The sequence below is a fragment of the Stenotrophomonas maltophilia group sp. RY12688 genome (assembly GCF_052149045.1).
Classification (GTDB): Bacteria; Pseudomonadota; Gammaproteobacteria; order Xanthomonadales; family Xanthomonadaceae; genus Stenotrophomonas; species Stenotrophomonas sepilia.
Window position 1 is genome coordinate 2155785 of record NZ_CP197389.1, and the last position, 26112, is coordinate 2181896.

Annotated in this window: 30 protein-coding genes; 11 read left to right on the forward strand and 19 right to left on the reverse strand. The window is 66.7% G+C overall.

Annotation, left to right across the window (positions count from 1 at the left end; genetic code table 11):
* Positions 1–159 precede the first annotated feature (159 nt).
* A complete protein-coding gene (locus tag ACS0OT_RS10180) occupies positions 160–408 on the forward strand; it encodes a hypothetical protein (RefSeq protein ID WP_235646125.1) in 249 nt (82 codons plus the stop codon).
* Here the strand turns inward: ACS0OT_RS10180 and ACS0OT_RS10185 are convergent.
* Together ACS0OT_RS10185 and ACS0OT_RS10190 are read right to left on the reverse strand one after the other, a co-directional pair.
* Positions 405–725, reverse strand: a complete 321-nt coding sequence (locus tag ACS0OT_RS10185) for a hypothetical protein (protein WP_231109146.1) — start codon at positions 723–725, stop codon at positions 405–407. The genes ACS0OT_RS10180 and ACS0OT_RS10185 overlap by 4 nt on opposite strands.
* A gap of 79 nt (positions 726–804) precedes the next feature.
* Positions 805–3456 carry an excinuclease ABC subunit A gene (locus tag ACS0OT_RS10190; protein ID WP_374082840.1) on the reverse strand — a complete coding sequence of 884 codons (2652 nt, stop codon included), beginning with the start codon at positions 3454–3456 and terminating at the stop codon, positions 805–807.
* A gap of 178 nt (positions 3457–3634) precedes the next feature.
* Here ACS0OT_RS10190 and ACS0OT_RS10195 point away from each other — a divergent pair, with 178 nt between their 5' ends.
* Both ACS0OT_RS10195 and ACS0OT_RS10200 read left to right on the forward strand, forming a co-directional pair.
* Entirely contained in the window at positions 3635–3913 is a 279-nt protein-coding gene (locus ACS0OT_RS10195) for a hypothetical protein (RefSeq protein ID WP_139727112.1), read from the forward strand.
* Between the two features lie 230 nt (positions 3914–4143).
* Entirely contained in the window at positions 4144–4641 is a 498-nt protein-coding gene (locus ACS0OT_RS10200) for a YciE/YciF ferroxidase family protein (RefSeq protein ID WP_005416567.1), read from the forward strand.
* Between the two features lie 39 nt (positions 4642–4680).
* Here ACS0OT_RS10200 and ACS0OT_RS10205 read toward each other — a convergent pair whose 3' ends face one another.
* From ACS0OT_RS10205 to ACS0OT_RS10220, 4 genes are all read right to left on the reverse strand, one after another.
* On the reverse strand, positions 4681–5415 hold the full coding sequence (locus ACS0OT_RS10205; RefSeq protein ID WP_188238590.1) for a DNA-formamidopyrimidine glycosylase family protein: 735 nt from the start codon (positions 5413–5415) through the stop codon (positions 4681–4683).
* Positions 5408–6175, reverse strand: coding sequence for a DUF72 domain-containing protein (locus tag ACS0OT_RS10210; RefSeq protein WP_188238589.1), 768 nt, complete (start codon positions 6173–6175; stop codon positions 5408–5410). Before ACS0OT_RS10210 ends, ACS0OT_RS10205 begins: the two co-directional genes overlap by 8 nt.
* Entirely contained in the window at positions 6172–6639 is a 468-nt protein-coding gene (locus tag ACS0OT_RS10215) for a BLUF domain-containing protein (protein ID WP_005416570.1), read from the reverse strand. The genes ACS0OT_RS10210 and ACS0OT_RS10215 overlap by 4 nt, the downstream gene beginning before the upstream one ends.
* A gap of 286 nt (positions 6640–6925) precedes the next feature.
* Positions 6926–7306, reverse strand: a complete 381-nt coding sequence (locus ACS0OT_RS10220) for a hypothetical protein (RefSeq protein ID WP_229765966.1) — start codon at positions 7304–7306, stop codon at positions 6926–6928.
* Between the two features lie 166 nt (positions 7307–7472).
* On the opposite strand from ACS0OT_RS10220, the gene ACS0OT_RS10225 reads away from it, so the two are divergent.
* Positions 7473–7850 carry a response regulator gene (locus tag ACS0OT_RS10225; protein ID WP_032954170.1) on the forward strand — a complete coding sequence of 126 codons (378 nt, stop codon included), beginning with the start codon at positions 7473–7475 and terminating at the stop codon, positions 7848–7850.
* Between the two features lie 15 nt (positions 7851–7865).
* On the opposite strand, the gene ACS0OT_RS10230 is transcribed toward ACS0OT_RS10225, so the two are convergent.
* The 7 genes from ACS0OT_RS10230 to ACS0OT_RS10260 form a co-directional block, all read right to left on the reverse strand.
* Positions 7866–8294: a BLUF domain-containing protein gene (locus ACS0OT_RS10230; RefSeq protein WP_005416573.1), complete on the reverse strand. Its 429-nt coding sequence runs from the start codon at positions 8292–8294 to the stop codon at positions 7866–7868.
* Positions 8295–8472: 178 nt separating this feature from the next.
* A complete protein-coding gene (locus ACS0OT_RS10235; protein WP_442255781.1) occupies positions 8473–9162 on the reverse strand; it encodes a glycosyltransferase in 690 nt (229 codons plus the stop codon).
* Complete coding sequence (locus ACS0OT_RS10240; protein WP_442255782.1) at positions 9159–9746, reverse strand: class I SAM-dependent DNA methyltransferase; 588 nt, start codon at positions 9744–9746, stop codon at positions 9159–9161. Before ACS0OT_RS10240 ends, ACS0OT_RS10235 begins: the two co-directional genes overlap by 4 nt.
* The gene (locus ACS0OT_RS10245) at positions 9743–10501 is read right to left on the reverse strand and encodes a PIG-L deacetylase family protein (RefSeq protein ID WP_032954171.1); all 759 of its coding nucleotides are present in this window, start codon (positions 10499–10501) and stop codon (positions 9743–9745) included. Before ACS0OT_RS10245 ends, ACS0OT_RS10240 begins: the two co-directional genes overlap by 4 nt.
* Positions 10489–11430 carry an acyl-CoA dehydrogenase gene (locus ACS0OT_RS10250; RefSeq protein WP_442255783.1) on the reverse strand — a complete coding sequence of 314 codons (942 nt, stop codon included), beginning with the start codon at positions 11428–11430 and terminating at the stop codon, positions 10489–10491. The genes ACS0OT_RS10245 and ACS0OT_RS10250 overlap by 13 nt, the downstream gene beginning before the upstream one ends.
* A 109-nt stretch (positions 11431–11539) precedes the next feature.
* The gene (locus tag ACS0OT_RS10255) at positions 11540–12037 is read right to left on the reverse strand and encodes a hypothetical protein (RefSeq protein WP_065186752.1); all 498 of its coding nucleotides are present in this window, start codon (positions 12035–12037) and stop codon (positions 11540–11542) included.
* A gap of 10 nt (positions 12038–12047) precedes the next feature.
* Positions 12048–13211: a zinc-dependent alcohol dehydrogenase gene (locus tag ACS0OT_RS10260; protein ID WP_111128454.1), complete on the reverse strand. Its 1164-nt coding sequence runs from the start codon at positions 13209–13211 to the stop codon at positions 12048–12050.
* Between the two features lie 148 nt (positions 13212–13359).
* On the opposite strand from ACS0OT_RS10260, the gene ACS0OT_RS10265 reads away from it, so the two are divergent.
* The 3 genes from ACS0OT_RS10265 (at position 13360) to ACS0OT_RS10275 (ending at position 14841) form a co-directional block, all read left to right on the forward strand.
* Positions 13360–13548, forward strand: coding sequence for a hypothetical protein (locus tag ACS0OT_RS10265; RefSeq protein WP_005409707.1), 189 nt, complete (start codon positions 13360–13362; stop codon positions 13546–13548).
* Positions 13549–13647: 99 nt separating this feature from the next.
* Positions 13648–14286, forward strand: coding sequence for a DUF6766 family protein (locus tag ACS0OT_RS10270; RefSeq protein WP_139727116.1), 639 nt, complete (start codon positions 13648–13650; stop codon positions 14284–14286).
* 3 nt (positions 14287–14289) lie between these two features.
* Positions 14290–14841: a cysteine hydrolase family protein gene (locus ACS0OT_RS10275; RefSeq protein ID WP_139727117.1), complete on the forward strand. Its 552-nt coding sequence runs from the start codon at positions 14290–14292 to the stop codon at positions 14839–14841.
* A 15-nt stretch (positions 14842–14856) separates the two neighbouring features.
* Here the strand turns inward: ACS0OT_RS10275 and ACS0OT_RS10280 are convergent, their stop codons facing one another.
* The 4 genes from ACS0OT_RS10280 to ACS0OT_RS10295 form a co-directional block, all read right to left on the reverse strand.
* Complete coding sequence (locus ACS0OT_RS10280) at positions 14857–15090, reverse strand: hypothetical protein (protein ID WP_442255784.1); 234 nt, start codon at positions 15088–15090, stop codon at positions 14857–14859.
* Between the two features lie 147 nt (positions 15091–15237).
* The gene (locus tag ACS0OT_RS10285) at positions 15238–15684 is read right to left on the reverse strand and encodes a Rap1a/Tai family immunity protein (RefSeq protein WP_231114029.1); all 447 of its coding nucleotides are present in this window, start codon (positions 15682–15684) and stop codon (positions 15238–15240) included.
* Positions 15685–15729: 45 nt separating this feature from the next.
* On the reverse strand, positions 15730–16416 hold the full coding sequence (locus tag ACS0OT_RS10290) for a hypothetical protein (RefSeq protein WP_095377586.1): 687 nt from the start codon (positions 16414–16416) through the stop codon (positions 15730–15732).
* Positions 16417–16476: 60 nt separating this feature from the next.
* Positions 16477–17460, reverse strand: a complete 984-nt coding sequence (locus ACS0OT_RS10295) for a LacI family DNA-binding transcriptional regulator (protein ID WP_442255785.1) — start codon at positions 17458–17460, stop codon at positions 16477–16479.
* A gap of 157 nt (positions 17461–17617) precedes the next feature.
* On the opposite strand from ACS0OT_RS10295, the gene ptsP reads away from it, so the two are divergent.
* The 4 genes from ptsP (at position 17618) to ACS0OT_RS10315 (ending at position 24145) form a co-directional block, all read left to right on the forward strand.
* Complete coding sequence (gene ptsP / locus ACS0OT_RS10300; RefSeq protein ID WP_139727118.1) at positions 17618–20131, forward strand: phosphoenolpyruvate--protein phosphotransferase; 2514 nt, start codon at positions 17618–17620, stop codon at positions 20129–20131.
* Positions 20128–21084: a 1-phosphofructokinase family hexose kinase gene (locus tag ACS0OT_RS10305; protein ID WP_065186396.1), complete on the forward strand. Its 957-nt coding sequence runs from the start codon at positions 20128–20130 to the stop codon at positions 21082–21084. The genes ptsP and ACS0OT_RS10305 overlap by 4 nt, the downstream gene beginning before the upstream one ends.
* 86 nt (positions 21085–21170) lie before the next feature.
* Positions 21171–22877: a PTS fructose transporter subunit IIC gene (locus tag ACS0OT_RS10310; RefSeq protein ID WP_279945699.1), complete on the forward strand. Its 1707-nt coding sequence runs from the start codon at positions 21171–21173 to the stop codon at positions 22875–22877.
* Positions 22878–22891: 14 nt separating this feature from the next.
* Positions 22892–24145: a carbohydrate porin gene (locus tag ACS0OT_RS10315; protein WP_442255786.1), complete on the forward strand. Its 1254-nt coding sequence runs from the start codon at positions 22892–22894 to the stop codon at positions 24143–24145.
* Between the two features lie 89 nt (positions 24146–24234).
* Here ACS0OT_RS10315 and ACS0OT_RS10320 read toward each other — a convergent pair whose 3' ends face one another.
* Complete coding sequence (locus ACS0OT_RS10320; RefSeq protein WP_442255787.1) at positions 24235–25080, reverse strand: aldose epimerase family protein; 846 nt, start codon at positions 25078–25080, stop codon at positions 24235–24237.
* On the reverse strand, positions 25070–26107 hold the full coding sequence (locus tag ACS0OT_RS10325) for a glycoside hydrolase family 43 protein (protein ID WP_442255788.1): 1038 nt from the start codon (positions 26105–26107) through the stop codon (positions 25070–25072). Before ACS0OT_RS10325 ends, ACS0OT_RS10320 begins: the two co-directional genes overlap by 11 nt.
* Between the last annotated feature and the right edge of the window lie 5 nt (positions 26108–26112).

Genomic DNA, 26112 nt, shown 5'->3' on the forward strand with positions numbered 1-26112 from the left:
GCCGATTGACTGTGGGCGTGTCGCCGTTACGGGAACGTGCCGGCAAGCGCGTTGTATGAATGGTTGTGATGAACAGGCTCCCGGCAGCGAGCGTGTACAGTGAGGTTTCGAACAGGGGTAGGCGCCGTGAGCCACGGAAGAAGCAAGCACGTTGTCGATGTGGAGCGCGAGCTGGCCCACTGGGAAACCGCGTTCAATCTGGGTGCGCTGCCCGCGATGAGTTTCCGGCACGAAGTGGCGCCGGTCATCCGGCTTGCCTGCGATATCTATGTGAGAGATCCGCATGGCACCCGGTCGGCATGGATCGACGATCTGCAGTGCCGCCTTGCGAAACGATCAAGCCTGCGCGGCAACCCTGGCGCGGCAGAGATTGCCGATCGTTGCTGGTCCCTGCTTGGCTGCGCCTAGGCGCGGCTGGCTGCGTGATTCCGCTCGCGCATCAACTCATCATTCAGTACGTTGACAATGGACATCACCGCGTCGGCAAGTCCACGAGAATCGCTGATGGATCCGTAGAAGTAGATCCTGGCGCCTTCAATGCGAACATCCGCCAGCTGGAGCTGGGACGCCAGGGCCCTGCACTTGATGAGGAACATCTCTGTCCAGCGAGCGCCCGGCGCCAGATCCAGCAGCGCGGTGATGGCTTCGTCGGTGGATGCGTCTACACGCTCATGCAACAACGGGACATCGAAGCCGACGATTCTTGGGAGCATGGAAGCGTTCACCTGACCATCCTCTCGCTGATGGGCGCTGTGAGTACTCCCACAGTACAACAGAATGCATGCAGCCCCAGATGAGATGGCGTCAGCTGGCCTGCCCCAGCTCGCGCGCAAGGAACGGCGCAGTCCTGCTGCCCTTGGCGTGGGCCACCTGTTGCGGCGTGCCCTTCGCCACGATGGTGCCGCCCGCGCTGCCAGCGCCCGGGCCGACGTCGATCACCCAGTCGGCCTGTGCGACAGAACGCATGTCGTGCTCGATCATCACCACCGTGTTGCCTGCGTCCACCAGCCGCTGAAGCTGCACCAGCAGCCTGTCCGCGTCTGCTGCATGCAGCCCGGTGGTGGGTTCGTCCAGCACGTACAGCGTGCGCCCGCGCTGGCTGCGCTGCAGCTCTGTGGCCAGCTTGATGCGTTGCGCCTCACCCCCTGAAAGCTCCGTGGCCGGCTGGCCCAGCCGCAGGTAGCCCAGGCCGATCTCCTGCAGCAACTGCAGCGGGCGGGCGATGGCCTCTTCTTCGGCGAAGAACGCATGGGCCTGGTCCACCGTCATCTGCAGGACCTCGGCAATGTTGCGGCCGTTCCACTGCACCTTCAGCGTGGCCTCGTTGTAGCGGGCGCCGTGACAGGTGGGGCACGGCGCATAGACGCTGGGCATGAACAGCAGTTCGACGCTGACGAAACCCTCGCCTTCGCAGGTTTCGCATCGGCCCTTGGCCACGTTGAACGAAAAGCGGCCCGCGTCGAAACGGCGGCGGCGCGCGTCGGGTGTCGCGGCGAACAGCTTGCGCACGTGGTCGAACAAGCCCGTGTAGGTAGCCAGGTTGGAGCGTGGCGTACGCCCGATGGGCTTCTGGTCTACCTGTACCACGCGTTGAATGGCGTCTACGTCGCCGGCCAGCTGGCCCCGAGTGGGTTCGATCACGGCGGGTCCATCCGTGGGCGCGCTGTCGGCGCCGTCGTCTGCTGTCTCATGCCCGAGGTGCAGCAGCATCAGCTCAGGCAGCGCCTGCGCCATCAGACTGGACTTGCCCGATCCGGAAATGCCGGTCACTGCAGTCAGCAACCCCAACGGCACCTGCGCATCCACGCCGTGCAGGTTGTGGCGATGGATGCCTTGCAGCGCCAGCCAGCTGTTGGCACTGCGCTGCCGGCTGGCCGGCGCGGGCACCCGGTCGAACAGGTACTGCGCCGTGCGCGAATCCTGAACGTTGCGCAGGCCGTCGGGCTCGCCACTGTAGAGAACGCGTCCGCCATGCTCTCCTGCCTGCGGGCCCACATCCACCAGCCACTGCGCGCGGCGCATCAGCTCCAGATCATGTTCAACAACGAACACCGAGTTACCGCCGTCGCGCAGCCGTTCCAGTGCGTCGTACAGCGCCTGGCTGTCGGCCGGATGCAGGCCGGCCGAGGGTTCGTCGAGCACGTACAGCACGCCGAACAGCAACGAGCTGAGCTGCGTGGCCAGGCGCAGGCGCTGCAGTTCGCCGGCCGACAGTGTGGGCGTGGCGCGGTCCAGTGAGAGATAGCCCAGGCCGAGCTCGCGAAGTTGTCGTACCCGCGCCATGACCCCACCCGCCAGCCGTTGTGCCGCCAGGCGCTTTTCCTCGGACAAGGCTGAGGTCAGACGCACGTCGGGTGCGCCGGCGTGGGTCGCGCGGCCACTTGCTGCCCGCTTGGCGCGATCGCTGGGCGTTGCACGCCTGCTGGTACGCGCGCCGTGGCTGTGTGCACTGAAATCGCCCTGCGCGATGGGCTCGAGCAAGGCCGCCAGCTGGTCCAGCGGCAGCCGCATGAACTCGCCGATGTCCACGCCGGCGAAGGTGACCGAAAGCGCTTCCGGCTTCAGGCGCTTTCCCTGGCAAGCGGGGCACAGCCGGCCTTCCATGTAGCGGGAAACACGCTTGCGCATCAGCGCGCTCTGGGTGTTGGCAAAGGTGTGCAGCACGTAGCGGCGTGCGCCGGTGTACGTGCCCATGTAGCTGGGCTCCAGCTTGCGCTTGAGCGCGGCGCGGGTCTCGGCCGGCGTGAAGCCGGCATAGACCGGCACCGTGGGCGTTTCCTCGGTGAACAGGATCCAGTCCCGGTCCTTCTTCGGCAGCTTCTTCCACGGCACATCGACGTCATAGCCCAGCGTGACCAGGATGTCGCGCAGGTTCTGGCCATGCCATGCCGGTGGCCAGGAGGCGATGGCGCGCTCGCGGATGCTCAACGACGGGTCCGGCACCATCAGCGCTTCGGTCACCTCGTAGACGTGCCCCAGGCCGTGGCAGGTGCTGCAGGCACCCTGTGGGGTGTTGGGCGAGAAGTCTTCGGCGTACAGCATGGGCTGGTGGGCCGGGTAGGCCCCTGCCCGCGAGTACATCATGCGCACCAGGCTGGACAACGTCGTCACGCTGCCCACCGATGAGCGCGCATTGCTGGCACCGCGTTGCTGCTGCAGGGCGACCGCCGGTGGCAGCCCGTCAATGGCATCCACGTCGGGCACGCCGGCCTGATCGATCAGGCGACGCGCGTAGGGCGCGACGGATTCGAAGTAGCGCCGCTGCGCCTCGGCGAAGACCGTGCCGAAGGCCAGCGAGGACTTGCCGGACCCCGACACGCCGGAGAACACCACCAGTGCATTGCGTGGAATGGAGACATCGACATTCTTCAGGTTGTGCTCGCGCGCACCGCGGACCTCGATGCAGCCGCTGGCTGCGGCAGCACATGACGATTCGCCAAAGGGGGTGTTGGACATCTCAGCATTCCTGCATTCGGTGGGCGGATCGCGCATGGTGCGCCCGAGCGGCCATTGTCACCGGTCCGGAGTGAATGGCGCGAGGGCGCCGGAGGCGGGATGCTGTCTTCACCTCTCGTTCGTACGGCGTTGCCCAGCCAAGGGCTAGCGTGGGGCTGCCCACACACCGGAGGCCCTCATGCACCCCGACATACTTGGCTGGGCCGCCACGGCGGTACTGATGGCAACCTTGATCCGGCAGATGGTGAAGCAGTGGCAGTCGTCCAACCCGGAAGCCGTATCCAGGTGGCTGTTCGCAGGCCAGATGACCGCATCTGCGCTGTTCACGGTGTACAGCGCGATGCTGGGCAGCGTGGTCTTCGTGGTGACCAATGCGATGCTGCTGTTGACGGCGGTGGTGGGCCAGGTGATGGCGTGGCGCCGCCGCGGCCGACGCCGGGCTCCCCCGCCCTGCTGATTGTTAATGCGCGTTGCCTGAAGGTTTGACATTACTTTCCCCCACCGTTGATGGGGCCGGACCGTCACAGGGATGAGGAGGCCGCTGCATGCCGTACGGTTCTGGCGCACTCTCGTAAAGACCGTGCGGAGTAATCCTGCGGGCGCTCACATGCCGCCTTCACCTGGCCCCTGCCCGATCGCAACCGGGCAGGACCTACGCTGAGCACTCCACTCACTGCGGAGCCCAGTATGGCTATCAAGACGGCGGAAGACCTGTTCATCCACGAACTCTCGGATATCTACAGTGCCGAGAAGCAGCTGACCAAGGCCCTCCCGCGCCTGGCCCGTGCGGCCGAGAACCCGGACCTGGCCGCAGCGTTCGAAACGCACCTGGAAGAAACGCAGGGCCAGATCGAACGCATCGATCAGGTGGTGGAGGTGCTTGGCATTCGCCTGAAGCGCATCAAGTGTGCGGCGATGGAGGGCCTGGTGGAGGAAGGCAAGGAAGTGATCGACAGCATCGACAAGGGGCCGGTGCGGGATGCGGCCCTGATCGGCGGCGCGCAGAAGGTCGAGCATTACGAGATTGCGTCCTACGGCACCATCGCCGCGCTGGCCAAGCAACTGGGCTACAAGGATGCCCTTCCGCTGCTGCTGGAGACGCTGGAGGAAGAGAAGGCCACCGACGAGAAGCTGACCCTGCTGGCCAAGGGCGGCGGCAATGCCAAGGCTGCACAGGCCGCCTGATCGGCGCGCCGCGGAACCCGGCTGCCACGGACGGCAGCCTCAGGTCCCGTACAGTACCTGATCATTGGGACAGAAGAACGTGCGTCGCCGCGTGGTCCCCAGATAGAGCTTGCTGATCGGGCCACCACACAGGGGACAGACCTTTTTCGTGTGCACCTGCCAATGCTTCTTCAGCTCGAAACGGCGCTTCCACTCCAGGAAATCAAAGCTGTAGGCGGGGGCCTGCTCGATTATGGCGGTAAGCCTGCGTGGTGGCAGGTCGCCCAGCCGGGTGGCCGGATGCACGCCTATCCGGAACAGCACCTCGTTCTTGATGATGTTGCCCACGCCGGCGAAGACGGTCTGGTCCAGAAGCGCATCACAGACCATGACATCCGGCATGGCCTTCAGCTTGCGCCGGGCCAGCTTTGGATCCCAGGCCTCGTTCATCACGTCCGCACGCCAATCGTAGATGTCGTCCAGCGGCTGGTCGATCAGGCGCACGGAACACGCGTAGAAGTTCAGCTCACCGTTGTCGAACACCAGCGATACCCGTGCCGGGCCTGGCTTCCGTCCGTCGATGCGCCAGCTGCCGAACATCATCAGGTGGATGCGCAGCGTGTGGCGGCTGAACTCCAGCAGGAAGTGCTTGCCCCAACTGCGGACCGCCTTGACCCTGCGGCCCTGCAGCGGTGACAGGTCGATGCGGCTGTTACCGGACACGGTGCGGACCACGTGCCCCTTGAAATGGCTTGCGGCTTCGCGCAACAGCACGATGGAAGGGCCTTCAGGCATGTGCGTTCTCCTGCAGCAGCGCCTGCAGGCGCAGCGCGTTGCCGGTGGCATGGCCCAGTGCGGTATTGTCCAGTACGCACCAGGCCGGCCGTTGCGCATCGGCTTCGCGCCGCAGCGGCTGCACCAGCTCCGCCAGGCTCTGCTCGCTGTACGCACTGCGATACATCTGCGGCTGGCCGTGCCAGCGCCAGTAGCTCCACGTGCGGTCACCGCCGGGAATCGCTGCAACCGGCACACGTGCCGGATCCGCAGCGACCCGTGCCACGCCATGCGCACTCAGAAGTGCATCCACTTCCGGCGTGAACCAGCTCGGGTGGCGCGGCTCGCACGCCACATCGGCCTGGGTGCGTGAACGCAGGCCCCGCAGGAATTCCCTGGTCGTGGCCGCGTCGTACACCAGGCTTGGCGGCAACTGCAGCAGTAGCGGCCCCAGCTTTCCACCCAGCTCCAGCACGCCATCCAGGAACTGTTCGAACGGCTGCATCGCATCGCGCAGCCGGCGCTCATGGCTGATCTCCCGCGGCAGTTTCACCGCGAACCGGAAGCCCTCCGGAACGCTCACCGCCCATCGCGCGTAGGTGCTGGGCTGGTGCGGTCGATAGAAGGACGAGTTGATCTCCACCATCGGCAGGCGTGTGGCATAGCGCTGCAGTGCGCTGTCGCCCGCGCCGAACGCTTCGTGAACCGCCCGCGGCAGCGACCAGCCCGCACAACCGACGCGTGGTGGGGCGGGCGCAACCGGGGCGGCTGTGGCCTTCATCGTGCCAGCTGCCCGTCCGGTTCGGTGATGCCGCCCGCACCTGCCTCCGTGTGCGACTGCGAAATCGACAGCAGACGATCCAGTGCACTCTTGCCCGAGTCGAGCGCCGACGCGCTGCGCACGAAGCCGGTCCAGTCGGAGATGGCGATCTTTCCCAGCGCCAGTTCGTCCACCCGCACGCTGCGCATCCGCCAGTGCGGAAACTGTCGGCGCCCCACCCTGCCCCGGTTCAGCTCGACGATCCCACTGTGGCTGCAGGCCGCGAGAATGCGCGTGTACGCCGCATTGATCCCGGCCTCCGGGCCCTCCAGATACTGCAGGAAGCGCGAGCCATCGAACAGCAGCGTGCCGGTGACATCGACGGATTCGTTGAACTGCACCGCTTCGGCCACAAGCTGCTGCAGCCGCGCTGCGGTCAGGTTGCGGGAGGCTTCACTCACGTAGGCAATCGCACGAAGAGGCATGGCACCACCGATGGTTGCGGACCGCTTTACCTTAGCGATGCCGGTCGTACGCGCGGTGAGTCCGGTGTGGAGGCTGCGTCGAGTTGCGGCGCGTCCACGCCGCTTGGGCATGACGCGCTGATCGGGCACAAGCCGCAGACCACCGCAATGTCCGGCGCGCCCGGTACGCAGCCACCTCAGCAGGGGACCGCCTCGTCGGGAGGTGTGAACCGCCCAAGGTGTGCGCTGCACGCAGCCCTGATGCAGCGATAGCATCTACGGACTTCGGGATGGCCCTGGTCTGCGCTCAGGGCATCGGGCTGGACAGTGCCGTGCCGCCGGCTCGACTTCGCAGGCTGCCAGCCGGAGCGCGCGGAGCGTCCGCTGCCACCAGCGCCTGTACCACACGATGTTGCATACGGTGAGCGCCGCCTTCCACGCCCACGACATACACGAAGCGCCCATCGAACTTGGCGTGCGCGTCCTCCAGGACATCGTCGGCCTGCAGCGCCCGCTTGAGCGACTTCATCCACGTCCGTTCAGGCATGCGGTCCAGTTCCACTACGACGGCCGTGCCACCGCAGTCCAGCGGCATGCACTCGACACGCAGCACGCGGGGGGAAGCAGAATCGGTTCCGGATAGCGGCATGAGAAAAGCTCCGATGCGGGGGACGGCGGCAGTATCCATGGCACGTGCCAAGGCGCCGTCAACAAACTCCATCCGGCCCTGCACGCTGCCTATACGGTGCTGGAAGCGCGCTTCACGGGCTTCGCGCCGGGCTGACAAGCCGCACGCACCGTATTGATGCTACACAGCACAGACTGGCGTTCCCGAAGCAACACAGGCTGCACACATGCAATCCGGATTGAGCCAGCGCAGATGCAACCTGCTGCTGGTGGAAGACCAGCTCGACCTGGCAGCACTGATGGAACATGCACTTGAGGACGCTGGCGACCAGGTGACACACGCCTACAGCGTGTTCGACGCGCTGGGACTGCTGGATACCCAGCGGTTCGACGGCGCCGTGCTGGACGTCGAGCTTCGAGACGGCGTGGTATTTCCAGTCGCTGATCGCCTAGCGGAACTTGGCATCCCCTTTCTTTTCGTCTCTGCGGTCTATGACCAGCTGGTGCCACAGCGCCACCGCCGCGCCGCCTTCGTGACCAAGCCATTCCACATCGATCAGTTGCAGGACACTGTGCGGCGTGTGATCAGCTGCACAACATGCTAGCACCCGTCCCGCACTTCAAGCGGCGTTCGCGTAGGGCTCAACGACTGCAAGCAGCTTCTCCATCGCTTCGGCTTCGTCCTGGCTCGTTACCGCCCGCTGGATGAAACGGCTCCAGTCAGCAAGGGCGATCCTCTGCAGCTCGCCCGCGCTGACCGACAGGCAGCGCATCGGCCAGAACGGCAACCGCCGCTGCCCGACACGGCCACGCCCGAGTTCGGTCAGTTCGGTGTGGCTGCGGGCGCCGCTTACGCGGGAGAAGGCAACATCCAGCCCGTCCGCGGGGCCTTCCATGTATTGCAGGAAGCGCTGCCCGTCAAACAACAGGACCCCGGTCACGCCCGCTGATCGATTGAAGCGGGCCGCATCTTCCATCAGTGCAGCCAGGCGTTCCGGCGTGAACCCGGGGGCAGCCCGGCTGGCGTAGACAATCGCGCTGTTCGGCATCGGCCGCTCCTGCTCTCCGAGCCGATCAATCTAAGGTCGGCAGCGTTCACGCGCCGTAAACGCGTACAGGGAGCGCGTCACATATCGGCCGATGTGCCCGGGTTTCATGGGATTCGGCCTGAATCGGAGACGCCTGACGGCGCGCCCCCCTGCTGCGGTGCGGCGAAATGGCCGGTGTTTACGCAATGGCCGGCCCGGTCAGCACGGCAGGGGCACCCGCCGCCCCCATTTCAGCCAAATAGGCTGAAAATCCCCCTGCGGCGCGCCCTTCCAGACGCGCACTGGTGAAGACGACGGGAGCACCGGCCCAGCGTACATCCGCGCCGCAGGCCTGCAGCGCCCTCACCATCCGAACGTCTTCCCCGCAGCGCAAGGCAGGAAAACCGCCGACCGCACGATAGAAATGGGCAGAGACACCCAGGTTGGCACCATGGATGCGCCCGTGACCTTCCCCCCACTGCTGCCGCCCCTGGAATACCCTGCGCAGGCGATGTTCGGACGGGCAGCGCGCCGCAATGTCCACCAGTCCGCAGAAGGCGTCACACGGCTGCTCCAGTTGTCCAACCAACCAGTCGCCAGGGACCTCGCTATCAGCGTCGGTGCTGGCCAACCACCTGGCGCCGCGACCCAGCAGCTCGACGGCGGCCGCTGCGCGGGCAATCCCCACGCAGCGTGCATCCAGCCGCACAATGCCGACGCGCTGTTGGTGGCAGATGGACGCCGTCGCATCCGAGCAAGCGTCCAGTGCAACCACCACTTCGACCGCTTCGCCGCCCAGGCCCGGGTGCAGGGCCGCCCTTCGGATCGATTGCAGGCAGCGCGCCATGCTGGCTGCCTCGTTGTGCGCGGGGACCAGAACGCCTATCACCGCAGGCCCTCGTTGCGGGCCAGTGACAGCGTGCCGCGCGTCCAGCCCTGCAGCACGAAGTCCGCATCGCGATAGTGGAAGGCTTCGTGCAGGCCGTCGGCAAGGCAGCGATGCACGACTTCGGTCCGGCTCACCCGCCCGGGGAACGAGGGCAACCAATGGCAGGCGACCAGCAATCCGTCGTCACGAAGTGCTTGATCGATTCCGGCCCGCAGCTCGCGAAGGGCCCTCGTCCCCAGGTAGTAGCCCATCTCACCGCAGACGATCAGGTCGAAGCGCCCCGGCGGCCATTGCTCGGGGTGGCTGGCGCAGTGGACCTGCACGTGCGGCAGGTAGGCCAGGTTGCGGCGGGCCCGGAACGCTGCGCGCGGGCTGATATCGGTGGCCAGCAGGCGCTCACAGCGGGCCGCCAGGGCCTCGGTCAGCACGCCGTTGGAGCATCCCAGCTCCCAGCCACGATTGAACTGGCGCTGGCTCAGGCTGGCCAGCAGCAACGCACGCTTGCGTTCTTCATACCACCGACTGCGGTAGCCAAAAGGGTCTTCCTGCTCATGCAGTTCATCGAAGTACGGTTGCGCGCTCATGCCAGAAATACCTCGTAATCGCGGAAAAATCGGGCCAGTACATGGGAAGGCAGCACCGGCGGGCTGTTCAGGCCCGGCACGTTGCCCGTCTGCGTCCGGAACCGGGCGATCGCACTCCGTTTTACCGACGCTGCTGCGGAAATGTCGACAAGTCGCGGCAGCTCCCACGCCATGTGCGCGCAGGCCGGATCCAGCCAGTGCCAGCCCCATACCGGGTACTCCAGGCGACGGCAACCCACTGCGCGCGCGGCGCGGCAGGCTGCACGCCCTGCCGCTTCGTGATCGGGGTGCCCATCGAAGCGCCAGGGCGCCAGTACCAGATCGCCCGGCTGCAGGTGCTGCTGCAGCCAGTCCTGCAGGCCCTGTTCGTGCTTGCTGACCGCGCCATCGCCGATGCCGAGATGAAACGTCGCGTCGGCCGCAATCCCAAGTTCCGCCAATGCCGCAGCAAGCTCTGCCCGACGCGCCGACCGCAGGCGCTCCGGTGTCCACCACGGTTCACCCGGATAACACGCTTCACCATCGGTCACGGCAATGACGCCAACCTCCATGCCCTGTGCCGCGGCATGATGGAGCAGCCCACCACAGCCAAGAATCTCGTCGTCGGGATGCGGCGCAACGACCACAAGGCGGTCGTGGCCGGCGCACAGTGAACGGGCGGGCGTGGACGGTTGCTGCCAGAGCCAATCGCAGCGCAGCCAGGCCTGTTCCTGAGTTCCCTGTCCTTGCAGGGGTGTGCTGGCTACAGCGCCCATGCGGTCTCCTCGGCTGCCCGCTGCTCACCCAGCCACTGCCAATCGCGATCGGCATGGCACTGCCTGAGGAACACCGTCAGGTCCGCCCAGCGGCGGGCGTGACCGTCTTCCAGGCACATCGGCGCCGGACCGAGCGCCCGGCCTGCAAGGTCCAGGACGCGCGTCGCCGCCCGTTCGACCACGCAGCGCAGCCGCACTACGTCTTCCCGATGCGCCGATTGAGGCGCGTCGTCGATGCGTGCGGCCACTTCGCGAAGCAGCGCCGCAGCCGACCCCAGCACAAGGTCCGCTGCACCCAGCAGCCGTGCGCGGTTGCCGTCGCTGCAGGCCGGCCGCATGCGTTCAGCCAGTGCCACCGCTGCGCCAAACCAGACCGCCGCGATACCGGCTCCGCCATGCCAGAAGCCCGGCCGTTGCAGGTAGGCGTCGCGCGGTCCCAGAATCGTCATCGGTGCGCCGTCGAAGCGCACCGTCGTGGACGGAATGCCGGCCATGCCAGCCGCCGGCCAGGGCTCACCCGAAAGCGTGCACCAATGCTCCGCCGGCACATGGCACAGCCACACGCCGTGTGTGTTCCGCACGGTTACCAGTGCCGCATCCACCCACGCGCTGCCTGAACACCAGGGCTTGTCACCATACAGTCCACCGCCGGCGTCGATGCGCAGGGTGTTGGCTGGGCCTTCTGCGGCCCACACCGCCAGCAGCTGCCCTTCAGCAACCCTAGGCGCGTTCAGCTCGGCAATGATCGCCTGGGCGTCGTAATGCGCTTCCAGTACCTTGGCCAAGCAGAGGTCCTCTGCCCCCCACGCCGCCAGCGCCCGCCAACGCTGCAGCGTGTGGCCACTTCCGGGCAAAGGCAGCGCGGGCTGCTGGGCGAGAACCTGGCGCGCGCGGTTGAACAGCGAAGAAGGCGACGTCACATCCTGCATGGCCGGTCTGCAATGAAGATAGGTCATGAACGTAGGCGCCCTGCGGTCACATCACTGTCTTGGCGATGTGGCGGCCACATGAATACCTGGCGCAGTGTTCCTCACGCGGTCACCGCTGGCGCTGTTCGCTTGCACGCACGCACTGGCGCAGTTCCCATAGCCACGGCAACACCACCAGGCCAAGCGCCGGCAGCAATACAAACCCCCACAGCGCCGGTGCTGCCGGTGCCACATTGACTGCCCAACGAGGCTCGGCCTGCCACGCCACTCCGCCCAGCAGCACCCAGGGAGCGGCGTCGAGCACACTGTGCACGTGCTGCTCGGCCGGGCTGATGCGTCGCCGCCCGTCCGCGCTGACGGTGTCGAGGTAGCCGGCGATTGCATGCGCGATGACCAGGACTGCCAGCAGCGTGACGAGCAACCACGTGCTTTCCAGCACGAGCCACGCCAGCACGCCGCTGCCGATGAGCAGCAGCTGCAGCCCATGCAGCAGGCTCTCGCGCATCGCGGACGTGTGCGGCAGATCGGTACGCCGGTGAAAGTGGAAGTCCAGCGCACCGGCGGTCAACCAGACTGCGTAGACACAGGCCATGACAATCCCGCTCATGACGGCTCGCTCAGGGTGTCAATACGATCTTGCGGCAGTCGTCGTCCTTGGCATCGAACATCGCATAGCCTTGCGCTGCATCGGCCAGGCGCATCCGGTGCGAGATGATGTCCCCCGGATCCAGCTTTCCTTCGATGATTGCGTCGAGCAGTTCCGGCATCAGTCCCTGCACGTGGGTCTGTCCCATCTTGAATGTCAGCCCCTTGTCGAACGCATCGCCCAGCAGGAACCCGTGGATGAAACCGGCATAGACACCGGGAATGCTGACCACGCCGCCGCGGCGGGCGGCAGCGATGCACTGACGGATGGCCACGCCGCTGCTGCCTTCCAGTTTCACGGCGGTCAGCGCTGACTCCAGGGCACTGCCCTCGGCCTCGAAACCGACGGCCTCGATGCAGGCATCCACGCCGCGTCCACTGGTCTGGGTCAGGATGTAATCGGCCGGGTCCTCGATCTCCTTGAAGTCGATCGGCGTCACACCATAGGCACGGCGCGCGTAGTCCAGGCGGTAGCGAAGATGGTCGACCATGAAGATGGTCTCCGCACCCAGCAGCCGGCAGCAGGCCGCGCTCATCAGTCCCACCGGACCGGCACCGAAGATGGCTACTGTCGAGCCCGGCTTGACCCCAGCGTTCAGCGCGGCCTGATAGCCGGTGGGCAGAATGTCCGACAGGAACAGAACCTGTTCGTCGGCCACGCCTTCCGGAATGCGCAGTGGGCCCACATTCGCCTTGGGCACGCGCACGAATTCGGCCTGTCCGCCTGCCACGCCGCCATACAGATGGCTGTACCCGAACAACGCCGCCGGAGGCAGAAGGCCCTTCTGGTTCAGCGCAGCGCCCTTGCCCGTGTTGGTGGTCTCGCAGGCGGCATACTCGGCCAGCCGGCAGTGGAAGCACTCGCCACAGGCGATCACGAAGGGGATCACCACGCGATCGCCCGGCCTCACCTGCGTTACGCCGCTGCCGACCTCTTCCACCACGCCCATGAATTCGTGGCCCAGCACATCGCCGTCGTGCAGATCGGGAATCTTGCCCCGATACAGGTGCAGGTCCGAACCACAGATGGCGGTGGCGGTAACCCTCAGGATCAGATCGTCCTCAGCCGCCAGCACCGGGTCCGGCACGGTCTCGACGCGCACATCCTTGCGGCCGTGATAGGTCAATGCCTGCATCGTGCTTCTCCAGAAGATCGGAACGACAGCATGTCAGGGACGTCCTCCCGCCCCGGTGACATCCAGGTGTGCGCAGCGTTCATTCCGCGGCGTCGTGGCGTTAACCCCGCCCGGGCCACGCTGCGAACACCCGCCACAGGAGCCCAGCATGAACGACAAGCTGCCTTTCAATCCAACAACAGACGTGGACGATCAATCGAAAGCGCACACGCCGGACAAGCGACGCAATGATCGAGCGAAGTGGAAAGAGCACGACATGCCGGACGACGGCGATGGCCCCAAGGCCGTGCCCGAGGACTACGAGCGTCCCGATCCCGATCCGACGGGCAAGCGTTGAGGCCGCCTCACATCCTGGATGCGCCGGATTCACGCGTCATGGTGCGCTGCCGGCGCAAGCTGCATGCACGATTTCTGGTCGGCCTGAACGAGGTGTTGCATGTGGAAACGCAACGGTCTCTCGCTGGTACTGCTTGCACTCACTGTCGTCTTCATTGCCGGGCAGGCAGTTGCGGGACATCACGTGCACAATCAGGGGTTGACCCAGCACGGACGCGCGCCGGTCGACCTGTGGCACTACCTGGCGACCGGGCATTTTGTCAGCGCTACATTCGAAAACTGGGAGAGCGAGTTCCTGCAGATGGGGATGTACGTTCTTCTGACCGTCAGTCTGCGCCAGCGTGGCTCAGCCGAATCCCGGCCGCTGGACCCCGCGCAGGAGCAGAACCGCGTGGAGCCGGGACCTGCGCCGTGGCCGGTTCGTCGCGGCGGCGCATGGAAGGTGCTTTACGGTCACTCGCTTGCGATCGCCTTCGGGCTGTTGTTCCTGCTCAGTTTTACATTGCACGCCTTGGGTAGCTGGCGCGCCGATCAGGTCGAGCAGCAGTTGCAGGGGTTGCCGGTGCCGGGTTTCCTGGAGCATCTGGGCAGCAGCACGTTCTGGTTCGAATCGATGCAGAACTGGCAGAGCGAATTCCTTGCCGTGCTGTCCCTGGTCGTGCTCACGATCTTCCTGCGGCAGAAGGACTCACCGCAATCCAAGCCGGTCGAAGCTCCGCACGCGCAGACAGGGGATTGAACCATGGGAAATGCTCCGTCAACCGCCTTGCTGATCATCGACATGTTCAGTCGCTTCGACTTCCCGGGCGCGCAGGCGCTGGCACCAGCAGCGGAGCGGGCGGCCGCACAGATCCGACGCTTGAGAGACCACTTTGATGGCCACGGATGGCCGGTCATCTACGCCAATGACAACTTCTCCGACTGGAAGCGTGACTTCCGCCAGCAGGTAGCACAGTGCCAGCGGGATGGAGGACCGGCCGGGCGGATTGCCGACCTCCTCTCTCCCCTGCCCGGCCACTACTTCGTGCTCAAGCCCAAGCATTCGGCGTTCCTGGCCAGCCCGTTGCCGATTCTGCTGGCGAAGCTTGGCGTGCGCAGCCTTTGGCTCGGTGGGATGACGGCCGATTCATGTGTCCTGGCTACCGCGCTGGACGCCAACGCCAGGGAATTCGACGTAGTGGTGGCACGGGAGGCTGTGGCGGGGACGCCGGCCCGGAAACAGTGTGCGATGGCGCTGCTCGCCGATTCGGGCGCGGCCCGGGTCGCGCGGCTCGCCTCGCTGGTCCCGGCATGACCGGCCGGAGCGGGCTCAGGCCCGGTCTGCGATTCCCTTTACACCGGCGTGACCGGCGCAATGTGCGCAGCAGAAGATATGACCGTTTCCTTCAACGCCATGCCCGATGATCGCGCAGTCGCAATGTGCGCAGCGCGGTGCGAACGCAGGGATGGCGCACTCGAACGAATCGAAGGTGCCGCTGCGTCCACCCTGCTGGAGGGTGAAGCTCTTGTCGTAGTCATTGCCGCAGACATCACAGGTAGCCATGGGGCACCTCATGCGGAGAAAGGAGCATGCAGTGTCGCGGGCGCGGGGGTCGGCGGTCGTGAATGCATCGTGTCGCCAGCGTGCAGAACACCGATGTGTTCATTACGCAGGCTGCAGCCCGCGTTGCCAACGCCCAGTCCACGCGTCTCAGCGTGCCTTGCCGGGCTCGGCACTGCCACCAGGCGATGTGCCGCGACCACAGGGAAACGCCGCGCGCAGCCCTTCGACAACCAGGGGAGACGCATCCTGTTGCAATCGCTCGCGGGGCAGCTGCCGGAGATGGGAAGACACCTGATCGACCAGTTCATGCGGAAGGATCCGGCCCTGCCCACACCACTGACCGCGGCTGGCATCGGCGACACCCAGGATATAGCTGCTGGCCCGGGCGCTGGACAGCCCCCGGCAGTGTTCGCCATCGCAGAACCCGTCAGCGCCTTTGCCCTGCAGCAGCGTGATGAGCTCGGCCCCACTGACAAGCCAAGTGCGTTCCGGTTGCGTTGTGCCTGCCACGGCGGGTCCCACCAGGGCGCCGAGGCACAGTGTCAGGAGCCAACGCATGCGGCGGTGCGCGAGGCGGGCGTGATGTCCTTTCATATCGGGGTCCTGGCTGTCGTTTTTCTGGATTCCACGCGGCGCCGGTCAGAGTTGATCAAGCTGGTTGCGTGGTTGAAACGCCGGGTCGTCCTCAGCTTCCAGCATGGCTTCCACCAAGGCGTCGAAGGGCGCGGCAGCGGTATCCAGGTCCGTGGAAGAAAGGAATCCGGATTCCCCCTGGCCGGCCAGGGCAATCGCGGCAACGGTCTCGCGCTCACCTTCCTCTGCCCAGAGATAGTCGTGGACCAGTGCCACCCCATGGTCGCCCGCCTTCAGGAAATCGGCCGCGCCCCGTGCCACAGCCAGAAACGCGATGAGATCGTAGAGGCTTTCCGAATACGTCAGCGATCCCGCAACAAAGTGCGTACCAGTGCGGTCATAGGCGGCAACCTGGATATTCTCGGCCTGCGCGGATGCAAGGAAGGCCTTCAATGCGGCGCGATTGTCGGGGTAGCGGGCCAGCAGGGCCTGGCAGGCTATGAGCAGTTCATCCAACGCCTCGTCGCTTGAAGACGCCAGGCATTCACCGTTGCCCAAGCGCCACGGCCCGGCGATGCATCGCCAGTCGGACCATCGGGATGGCGAAGGCAGGGGCGCCGCCAGCCATCTGGAGAGATCTTCGTGGCGCAACTGCAGGCGCAACAGCGCTGAATAAGGCTCTGACAAGGCGATGACCCATCCGGTCTGCGTGTCCAGATGGCTTTTAGCAGACAACGCGCGCCCCGCCAACACCCCAGTGCCAGCCTCATGGACTGCGACTGCGACTGCTACTGCCGCAGACGCTGCGCCGGACTATCGCGCAGCCGTTGACCCTCTCACCACGCATCTTCCCGTCATCACCAGTCTGCGTACCGGCAGCTCCGGCATGCGCAGGCGCTCCAGCAACAACGACATCGCAGCCCGCCCCATCTCTTCAACCGGCTGCTCGACCACGGTAATACCCGGTTCGACCAGCTCGGTCCATCGCTCGTTGTCGAAGCCTGCCAGCGCCAGCTCTCCTGGAATCGCAAGCCCAGCGCTGCGGGCCGCTTTCAATGCGCCCATGAGCAGCAGGCTGTTGCTGGCGACCAGCGCATCGGGACGCGAAGGACTGGTCAACCACTGCTCGACCGTTGCGATGGCGGCCTCGGCCGTGGGCTCTACCTCGCGGTAGTCCGGTTCCAGCCCGTGCCTGCGCATTGCAGCGATATAGCCGTCGCGGCGTTCGGCCGCCGTGGTACTGGTGCTGCCGAACAGGCCACCGATGCGGCAATAGCCGCGCTCGGCCAGGTGTTCGACCAGGCCCGCCATCGCCGCTGCGTTGTCGAGGACCACGCTGTCGATCGAGCCACCGGGTGCGGCACGATCGACCAGTACCGTCGGGTAATCCAGCGTGAGCCGGTCCAGCCGCCCCACCGTGGTCCGGGTGGGCGCAAAAATCAGCCCACTGATGCGTTCCTCATGCATCAACTGCAGATACAGCGCCTCGCGCTCGGGGTCCTCATCGGTGTTGCAGAGCGTGACGCGAAGGCCTTCCCGGTACGCGACTTCCTCCACGGCGCGGATCAGCGCGGTAAAGAACGGGTTGCGGATATCGGCCACGATCAGGCCGATGATGCCGGTATGCCGGGCGCGCAGGCGTCTTGCCTGCAGGTTGGGGTGATATCCGGTCTGGCGAATCGCCGCCTCCACCCGGCCGCGCACGGTCTCGCTGACCGGGCCGCCGCCGAGCACCCGCGACACCGTGGACTTGGATACCCCCGCCACGCGTGCGACGTCATTGATGCTGATGCTCACTGGTATCGTTCCCGGAATCGAGCGCTTTTCTGGGCCGGACGGCCGTCCAGGACCATGTTAACGCCAAAGGACTATTGGATTTTTGTGCACTGCACATTGAAATGGCGAGTGGGAACGTTCCCAATACATCTCAGCCACCCCTTCCGCGGAGCCCCCTTTGTCGCCCCAGACCTCCCCTTCCCCGGCCAGCCGAGAACTGATCCGCCTGGACGCGCGGGCGCAGGACAAGACCGATGCCATTGCGCAGGTCGCCCAGATGCTGGTCGCGTCCGGCTGCGTGGCGCCGGGTTACGAAGCCAGCATGGGGCGGCGCGAAACGCTGGCGAACACCTTCCTTGGACACGGCGTAGCAATCCCGCACGGGCTTGGCGAGGACCGCCATCTGGTGCTCCGCGATGGCATCGCCGTGCTGCAGTTGCCGCAAGGCGTGGAATGGAACCCGGGACAGATCACCCGTCTGGTGGTCGGCATCGCTGCCCAGTCGGATACCCACATCACGGTGCTGCGCCGCTTGACCCGGCTGATCCAGGACGAGTCCACGCTGCAGCGGCTGTTCACCACCACCGAGGCGGGTGAGATCATGAACGCGCTGGCCGGCGATGTTGCGATTGCCGCCACCCACGCGCCAGCGGTGGATCTGGCCGAGCGCTTCGAATGGACCATCGCCTACCCCAACGGACTGCACGCCCGTCCTGCCACGCGCTGGGCCGAGACGGCGCGCGGCTTCGCAGCCCGCGCGCAGGTCCGCGCAGGCGATCAGGTGGCCGATGCCAAGAGTCTGGTAGCGCTGCTTCAGCTCGGGCTGCGTGAGGGCGATGCCGTGCGTGTTTCTGCCGAGGGCGCCGATGCCCCCGCGCTGCTGGCTGCGCTGCGCAAGGTCATGGATGGATTGGTCGCACAGGAAAGGGCTGATGCCGAGCGTGCAGCCCAGCGCAAGGCAGCAGCCCCTGTCGCCGGGTGGAAACCGCCCGAAGCGCAGGCGACGATCATTGGCATCGGCGCCAGCCCCGGATTGGCGATCGGCCCGGTGCATGTGCTGGCCAGCACGCAGGCGGAAGTCACCGACCGTCCTGCCCCGCTTGGCGAGGGCGGCGCACGCCTGCAGGATGCACTCGGCCGCACCCGCCAGCAGCTGGCCGTCCTGCAGGACGACACCCAGCGCCGCCTTGGCGCTTCGGATGCGGCGATCTTCAAGGCGCAGGCCGCGCTGCTCGACGACACCGACCTGATCACCCGCACCTGCCAGCTGATGGTCGAAGGCCATGGTGTGGCGTGGTCATGGCACCAGGCCATCGAGCAGATCGCCTCCGGGCTGGCGGCGCTGGGCAATCCGGTGCTGGCCGGGCGCGCGGCGGACCTGCGTGATGTCGGCCGACGCGTGCTGGCGCAGCTTGACCCTTCTGCTGAAGGTGGTGGCCTGGCGGATCTGCCGTCGCAACCGTGCATCCTGATCGCCACAGATCTGTCGCCTTCGGATACCGCCAATCTCGACACCGGTCGCGTGCTCGGCCTGGCCACCGCGCAGGGCGGGCCGACCTCGCACACCGCCATCCTCTCGCGCACGCTGGGCCTGCCGGCGCTGGTGGCCGGCGGCGCCGGGCTGTTGGCGATCCAGCCAGGCCGCGAAGCGATCCTGGACGGCAGCAGCGGACGGCTCTACCTGTCCCCCTCCGAAGCCGATCTCGCCTCGGCACGCGAATGGATCGCCGAACAGCAGCAGATCCGCGAGCGCGAAGCCGCGCAACGCGCGCAACCCGCCCAGACCCTCGACGGCCACCGCATCGACATCGGCGCCAACGTCAACCTGCCCGACCAGGTGCCACTGGCACTGGAACAGGGTGCGGAAGGCGTCGGCCTGATGCGCACCGAGTTCCTGTTCCTCGAACGTGGCAGTACGCCCAGCGAGGAGGAGCAGTACACCACCTATCTGGCGATGGCCAAGGCACTCAACGGCCGCCCGCTGATCGTGCGCGCGCTCGACATCGGCGGCGACAAGCAGGTGGCGCACCTGGAACTGCCACGCGAGGAGAACCCGTTCCTCGGCGTGCGCGGCGCGCGCCTGCTGCTGCGCCGCCCTGACCTGCTGGAGCCGCAACTGCGTGCGCTGTATCGCGCCGCCAAGGACGGTGCACGCCTGTCCATCATGTTCCCGATGATCACGTCGGTGACCGAGCTGGTCGCACTGCGCGCCATCTGTGAGCGCCTGCGTGCCGAGCTGGAGGCGCCGGTGGTGCCGATCGGCATCATGATCGAAGTGCCGGCTGCCGCCGCTCAGAGCGACGTACTGGCGCGCCATGCCGACTTCTTCTCGATCGGCACCAATGATCTGACCCAGTACGTGCTGGCGATCGACCGCCAGAACCCGGAACTCGCCGCCGAGGCCGACAGCCTGCATCCGGCGGTGCTGCGCGCGGTCCGCGCCACGGTTGAAGGCGCACGGCTGCATGGGCGCTGGGTCGGCGTCTGTGGCGGCCTGGCCGGCGATCCCTTCGGCGCCATGTTGCTGGCTGGCCTGGGCGTGGACGAACTGTCGATGACCCCGAACGACATCCCGGCGGTGAAGGCGCGCCTGCGTGGCACCGCGATGACCGAACTGCAAGCGCTGGCCAGCACCGCACTGGGGTGCGAAACCGCCGAGCAGGTGCGCGGCCTCGATGGAGCGCGCGCATGACTGCCCGCGCCGTCACCGTGACCCTGAACCCGGCCATCGACCAGACCGTGCGCCTGGCCCGCCTGCAGCCAGGCCGCGTGCATCGCGCCGGCAGCTCCCGCGACGACGCAGGCGGCAAGGGCATCAACGTGGCGGCCTGCCTGGCCGACTGGGGCGTGCCGATCACCGCGCTGGGCGTGCTGGGCGACGGCAACGACGGCGTGTTCCGCACGCTGTTCCGTGAGCGGGGCATCATTGACGGCTGCCTGCGCGTTCCGGGCCATACCCGCACCAACATCAAGCTGGTCGAAGAGGCCAACGGCGAAACGACGGACATCAACCTGCCAGGCCTGGCCGTGGACGCTGCCGATCTGGACGCGGTGTCGCGCCAGCTCGGCGCCCTGCTCGCGCCCGGCCTGCCGGTCGTGCTGTCCGGCAGCCTGCCGCACGGACTACCGGCCGATGCATGGGCGCGGTTGCAGGCGCAGGCCGGAACGGCCGGTGCGCGCGTGCTGCTGGACACCAGCGGCGATGCGCTTGCAGCTGCGCTGGACGGCGCGCGGGGCGCGCTGCCCTACGCCATCAAGCCCAACCGCCACGAACTGGAGGCCTGGACCGGCACGTCGCTGCCGGATCGCAGCGCACTGCGCGCTGCAGGCCAGGCCTTGGTCGAACGCGGTGTCGCACTCGTCGCCATCTCCATGGGGACCGACGGCGCGCTGTTCATTGATCGCGCCGGCGCACTGGTCGCGCGACCGCCGCGTCTGGCCCAGGGCAGCACGGTGGGCGCCGGTGATGCCATGGTCGCCGGCATCGCCGCCGCGCTGTTGGAGCGCTCCCTCGACCTGGCCGCCTGTGCACGACTGGCCACGGCGTTCTCGATGAGCCGGCTGGATAGCGGAGACGCGCGGCGGCTCGATCCGGCGCAGGTGCGCGCCGGGGCCGGCGATGTACTGATCGAGCGGTTGGATTGAAACACCTGCCGGAGGAGCAGCGGTTGGCTTCGGGCCACCCGCGATGCCTCCGGCAAGGACGAACCCGAAGCATTCCAGGAGTTCCCATGCACGCTTCCACCGTAGTCATCGCCGCTGGCGAACGCAGCATCGAGGCGGTACTTGCCGCCGAGGCCCTGCGTCGCGCGGCCCGCCAGCGCGGGCTTGAGCTGATGATCGAAATCCGCAGCGACCAGGGCGTGACCGGCGCGCTGCCCGCCTCGGACGCCGCCACCGCGACCCAACTGCTGCTGGTGGGCGATGGCGAGGCAGACATCGCACGCTTCGGCAATGCCCGGATCGTGCATGCCAGCCTGGGCGAGGTATTGGGCGATCCGGTCGCCGCGCTTGCACCGCTCGCAGCCGCGCCGGCCAGTGTCCCCGCCACCGGGGCTGGCAAGCGCATCGTTGCCGTCACCTCCTGCCCCACCGGCATCGCTCACACCTTCATGGCGGCAGAAGGCCTGCAACAGGCTGCCAAAGCGCTGGGCCATGCGATCCGGGTGGAAACACAGGGCTCGGTCGGCGCGCAGGATGCGTTGAGCGATGCGGAAATCGCCGCTGCCGATGTGGTGCTGATCGCCGCCGACCGCGAAGTCGATCTGGCGCGTTTCGCTGGCAAGCGCCTGTTCAAGAGTGGTACCAAGCCGGCGATCAATGACGGCCAGAACCTGATCCGCAAGGCGCTGGCCGAGGCCGGCGTGCACGCGGGGACAGCGGCTTCGGGCCGTACCGCAGAAAAGAACAAGAGCGCCGGCCCTTACAAGCACCTGATGACCGGGGTGTCGTTCATGCTGCCTTTCGTGACAGCCGGCGGCCTGTTGATCGCCCTGGCGTTCGCGCTCGGCGGCATCTATGCCTTCGACGATGCCCACAAGGGAACGCTGGCCTGGTCGCTGTTCCAGATCGGCGCCAAGTCCGGTTTCATGCTGATGGTGCCGGCGCTTGCCGGCTACATCGCCTACTCCATCGCCGACCGCCCCGGCATCGCGCCCGGCATGATCGGCGGGCTGGTTGCGGTCAACATGGACGCAGGTTTCATCGGCGGCATCCTGGCGGGCTTCATCGCCGGCTATGGCGTGCACTGGATCAACCGTGCGCTGCGCCTGCCGCGCAGCCTGGAAGGCCTCAAGCCGGTGCTGATCCTGCCGGTGCTGGGCACGCTGCTGGTCGGCCTGCTGATGATGTACGTGATCGGCACGCCGGTGGCCGCACTGCTGGCCTGGCTGACCGACTGGCTGCGCGGCATGGAGGGCAGCAGCGCGATCCTGCTCGGTTTGCTGCTGGGCGGCATGATGGCCGTTGACATGGGTGGACCGGTCAACAAGGCGTCCTACGCCTTCTCCACCGCCCTGATTTCCAGCCAGGTCTACACGCCGATGGCGGCGACCATGATCGGCGGCATGACGCCACCGCTGGGCATCGCGCTGGCGACGTGGTTGTTCAGCAACCGCTTCACTGCCGAGGAGCGCGGCACTGCCGGTGCCGCCGGCGTGCTCGGCCTGAGCTTCGTGACCGAGGGGGCTATTCCCTACGCGGCACGCGATCCGCTGCGCACCATTCCTGCGCTGATCCTCGGCTCGGCCGTGGCCGGTGCGATCTCGATGGCCGCAGGCGTCGAGTTGAAGGTGCCGCACGGCGGTGTGTTCGTGCTGCCGATCCCGAACGCGGTCACCCATCTTGGTGTCTACCTGCTGGCGCTGTTGGCCGGCGTGGCGGTCACCGCGATTGCACTGCGCATCCTCAAGAAGCCGGTCACGGCCCCCACCCTGTAAAAGGAACCCCGCCCATGACCTGCCCTTCCTGCCGCCTGGTGCCGGTAGCGATCCTGCTGACCCTGCCCTCACTGACCGTAGCTGCCAACGCGAGTGATGTCCTCACTCCCAAGCTGGCTTACACCGGCGAGGCGGCCGCCACGCTCGATGGCGGCAAGCACAGCGGCACCGCTTACGCCGGCCAGCTGATGTTCGGCGCCGATGTTGACCTCGACGCTGCGTTCGGCTGGCGGGGGGCCACGATCAAGGCCTATGGCATCAATCGCCACGGCACCAACCTCGCCAACAGCAGCACCGGCAACAGCACCTCGGTGCAGGAAATCTACGGCGGCCAGGGGACCCGCCTGGCCAACCTGACCCTGGAACAGAAGCTGTTCAACGACCGGCTGGTGCTGGAGGCCGGTCGCAGCGTCGCCAACATCCACCAACTCGGGTCGGAGCTGTGCCAGTACTTCCAGGGCAACTCGGCGTGCGGCAACCCGACCTACGTTTTCCGCACCAGCAACTTCACCTGGTGGCCGGTGTCGAGCTGGATGGCCGACGCCACGGCCTGGGTGACGCCCGATGTCTATGTCCGCATCGGTGCCTACCAGGTCGATCCCAGCCAGGCCGAGGATGGCCAGCATGGCCTGAAGTGGAATACGAACCAGGCCACCGGGTGGATCGTGCCCTACACGATCGGCTGGCGCAGCCCGGCTTCGGCACGACTGAATGCCCGCTACGAACTCGGTGGCTGGCAGGACAACTCGACCTATCGCGATCCGCTGCGCGATGCCAACGGCATTCCCGCGCTGCTCAGTGGCCAGGAGTACGCGGCACGCCACGGTCGCTCCGGTGCGTTCGCGCGCTTCGAGCAGCAGCTTACCGGCGATGGCAATGGTCGCGGCCTGACCCTTTTCGGCGCCGCGCTCAAGGGTACCTCCGGGCAGCTGATCGAGGATCACTTCCTGCAGGCCGGGCTTGTGCAGAAAGGCACGTTCGCCCGCCGGCCGCAGGACAGCATCGGCTTCGTCGTCACCCGGCAGAAGTACAGCGGCATCGCGCTGGAGAACCTCCGCCTGGCCCGCGCTGCCGCCGGCGGCAGCGGCACCCCGCACGGAAGCCAGGTGATGATGGAGCTGAGCTATGGCATCCAGCTCACCCCGCAGCTCAGGATTGCACCGAACCTGCACTACATCGTGCATCCGGACCCGTTCAACGAACCTGCGCGGCAGCGGGACCTGCCGAATGCACTGATCGCGGGCATGCGGGTTGACTGGAACCTGTAGCAGATCGCACGTGGTGGTGAGGCGCAGCCCGTGCCAGGCACCAGGGTCCACACCCGCTCCGGGCGGCGTACCGACACTCCGGCCGGGCTTCAGCTGCTGTCCGCCACCCACGCCAGTTCGAACGTCAACGCGAGGCGCTGGCCAGGCTCCAGCCGGTGCGGCGCCAGCGTGAAGCCGTCCGGCGGGCCACTCTGCGGTTCGACACAGGTGGCGTGCGGCGCAGCGTCGTAGACCACCCAGTGGTCGTGGTCCGACCTCAGCCGCAGGCGTTGGCCTTCGCGTACCAGCGTGATGTCACCGTCGGCAACGAAGCAGTCATCCCAGGGGCCGGTGGTGGGCTCCACGTGGGGCAGCGTGGCAATACCTTCCCTGTCCCGCGGATACATCGCGCGAGGATTGAACAGCAACCGGTCCGGCTTCCTGAACCAGGGGTGCCAGCCCAGCACCGCCGGCATCGCTTGCTCGCCGGCCTGGACCGAAAGGCGCAGCTGCAGGGTGTGCCCCTGCAACCGCAGTTCCAGCATGGCAATGCCACCGAAGGGCCAGTAGCTGTCGCGCGGCAGCTGCAGCGACACCTCGGCTGCGGCCGCATCCAGCCGGTCGATCTGCCAGGGTCGCGAGAAGCCCACCCCATGGATGGCATGCCCGTCGAAGTTGAGCGGCAGCCGATGCGGCCTGCCCTCAAAACGGAACTGTCCACGGCGGATGCGCCCGGCCCACGGCACCATCGGGTAGCAGCCCCAGGCGATCGCCGCCGCCCCGGTCTCCTGCGCGTCCACCAGCCATTCCACGCCCCGGTAACGCAGGTGCGCCACGCGCCCGCCCGCCGCTGCGGCGAGCGCAACCTCCAGTTCCCCGCACCTCAGCCAGTGCAGCTCACCGGCCGCCAGCGGGGCCAGCGCATCATCCCTGGGCAACATGCGCTCAGGCCCCATAGGGATTGATCGTGCGGATGCTTCCGTCCGGCTCCATGTGCAGCGGCGTGCACTTGGCCGAGCGCAGGTGGGTAATGCCGCCGGACATCAGCGCATCGTGATAGAACAGGTACCACTGTCCCTGGAACTGGCAGATGGAGTGGTGGGTGGTCCAACCGACCACGGGGGTGAGGATCACGCCAGCATAGGTGAACGGCCCGTACGGGCTGTCTCCCACGGCGTAGCACAGCTGGTGGGTGTTGCCAGTGGAGTACGACAGGTAGTAGCGACCCTGGTACCTGTGCAGCCACGGGCCTTCGAAGAAGCGGCGCGCGTGGTCGTCCGCACGCAGCGGCTGGCCATGCTCATCCAGGATCTGCACTTCGCGGGTAGGCTCGGCCAGCTCGGTCATGGCGGCATCCAGGCGGCCCACGCGCGGCCCCAGGGCCGGCGCGCTGCCCTCGGGTTCCTCGTGCGCTTCGCTGTACTGGTTGTCACGATACTTCTGCAGCTGCCCGCCCCAGATGCCGCCGAAGTACAGGTAGTGGCTGCCATCGTCGTCCTCGAACACGGCCGGGTCGATCGAGTACGCGCCCTTGATCGGCTCCGGCTGGGGCACGAACGGGCCCTCCGGTCGCGCACCGATCGCCACGCCGATCCGGAACCGGCCCCCGGCATCCTTGGCCGGAAAGTAGAGGTAGTAGCGGCCATCACGGCAGGCGGCATCGGGGGCCCACATCTGTTTCCGCGCCCAGGGCACGTCACGCACGTGCAACGCCATGCCGCAATCGACGGCAGTGCCGTTGGGCGTATCCATCTTCAGCACATGGTAATCCTGCATGCCGAAATGGCCGCCTTCATCGTCGAAGGGCTGGCCACCGTCGATGTCGTGCGACGGATAGATGTACAGGCGTCCCTCGAACACGTGCGCCGAAGGGTCGGCGGTGTAGATGTGGGTCACCAGCGGTTGCGAAATGGCGTGTGCGCTGAGCTGCGCAAGACGGGCTTCGCTGGCCTGGCCGTCTTCACCGGCAGAGAGGTCGATCATGGTTG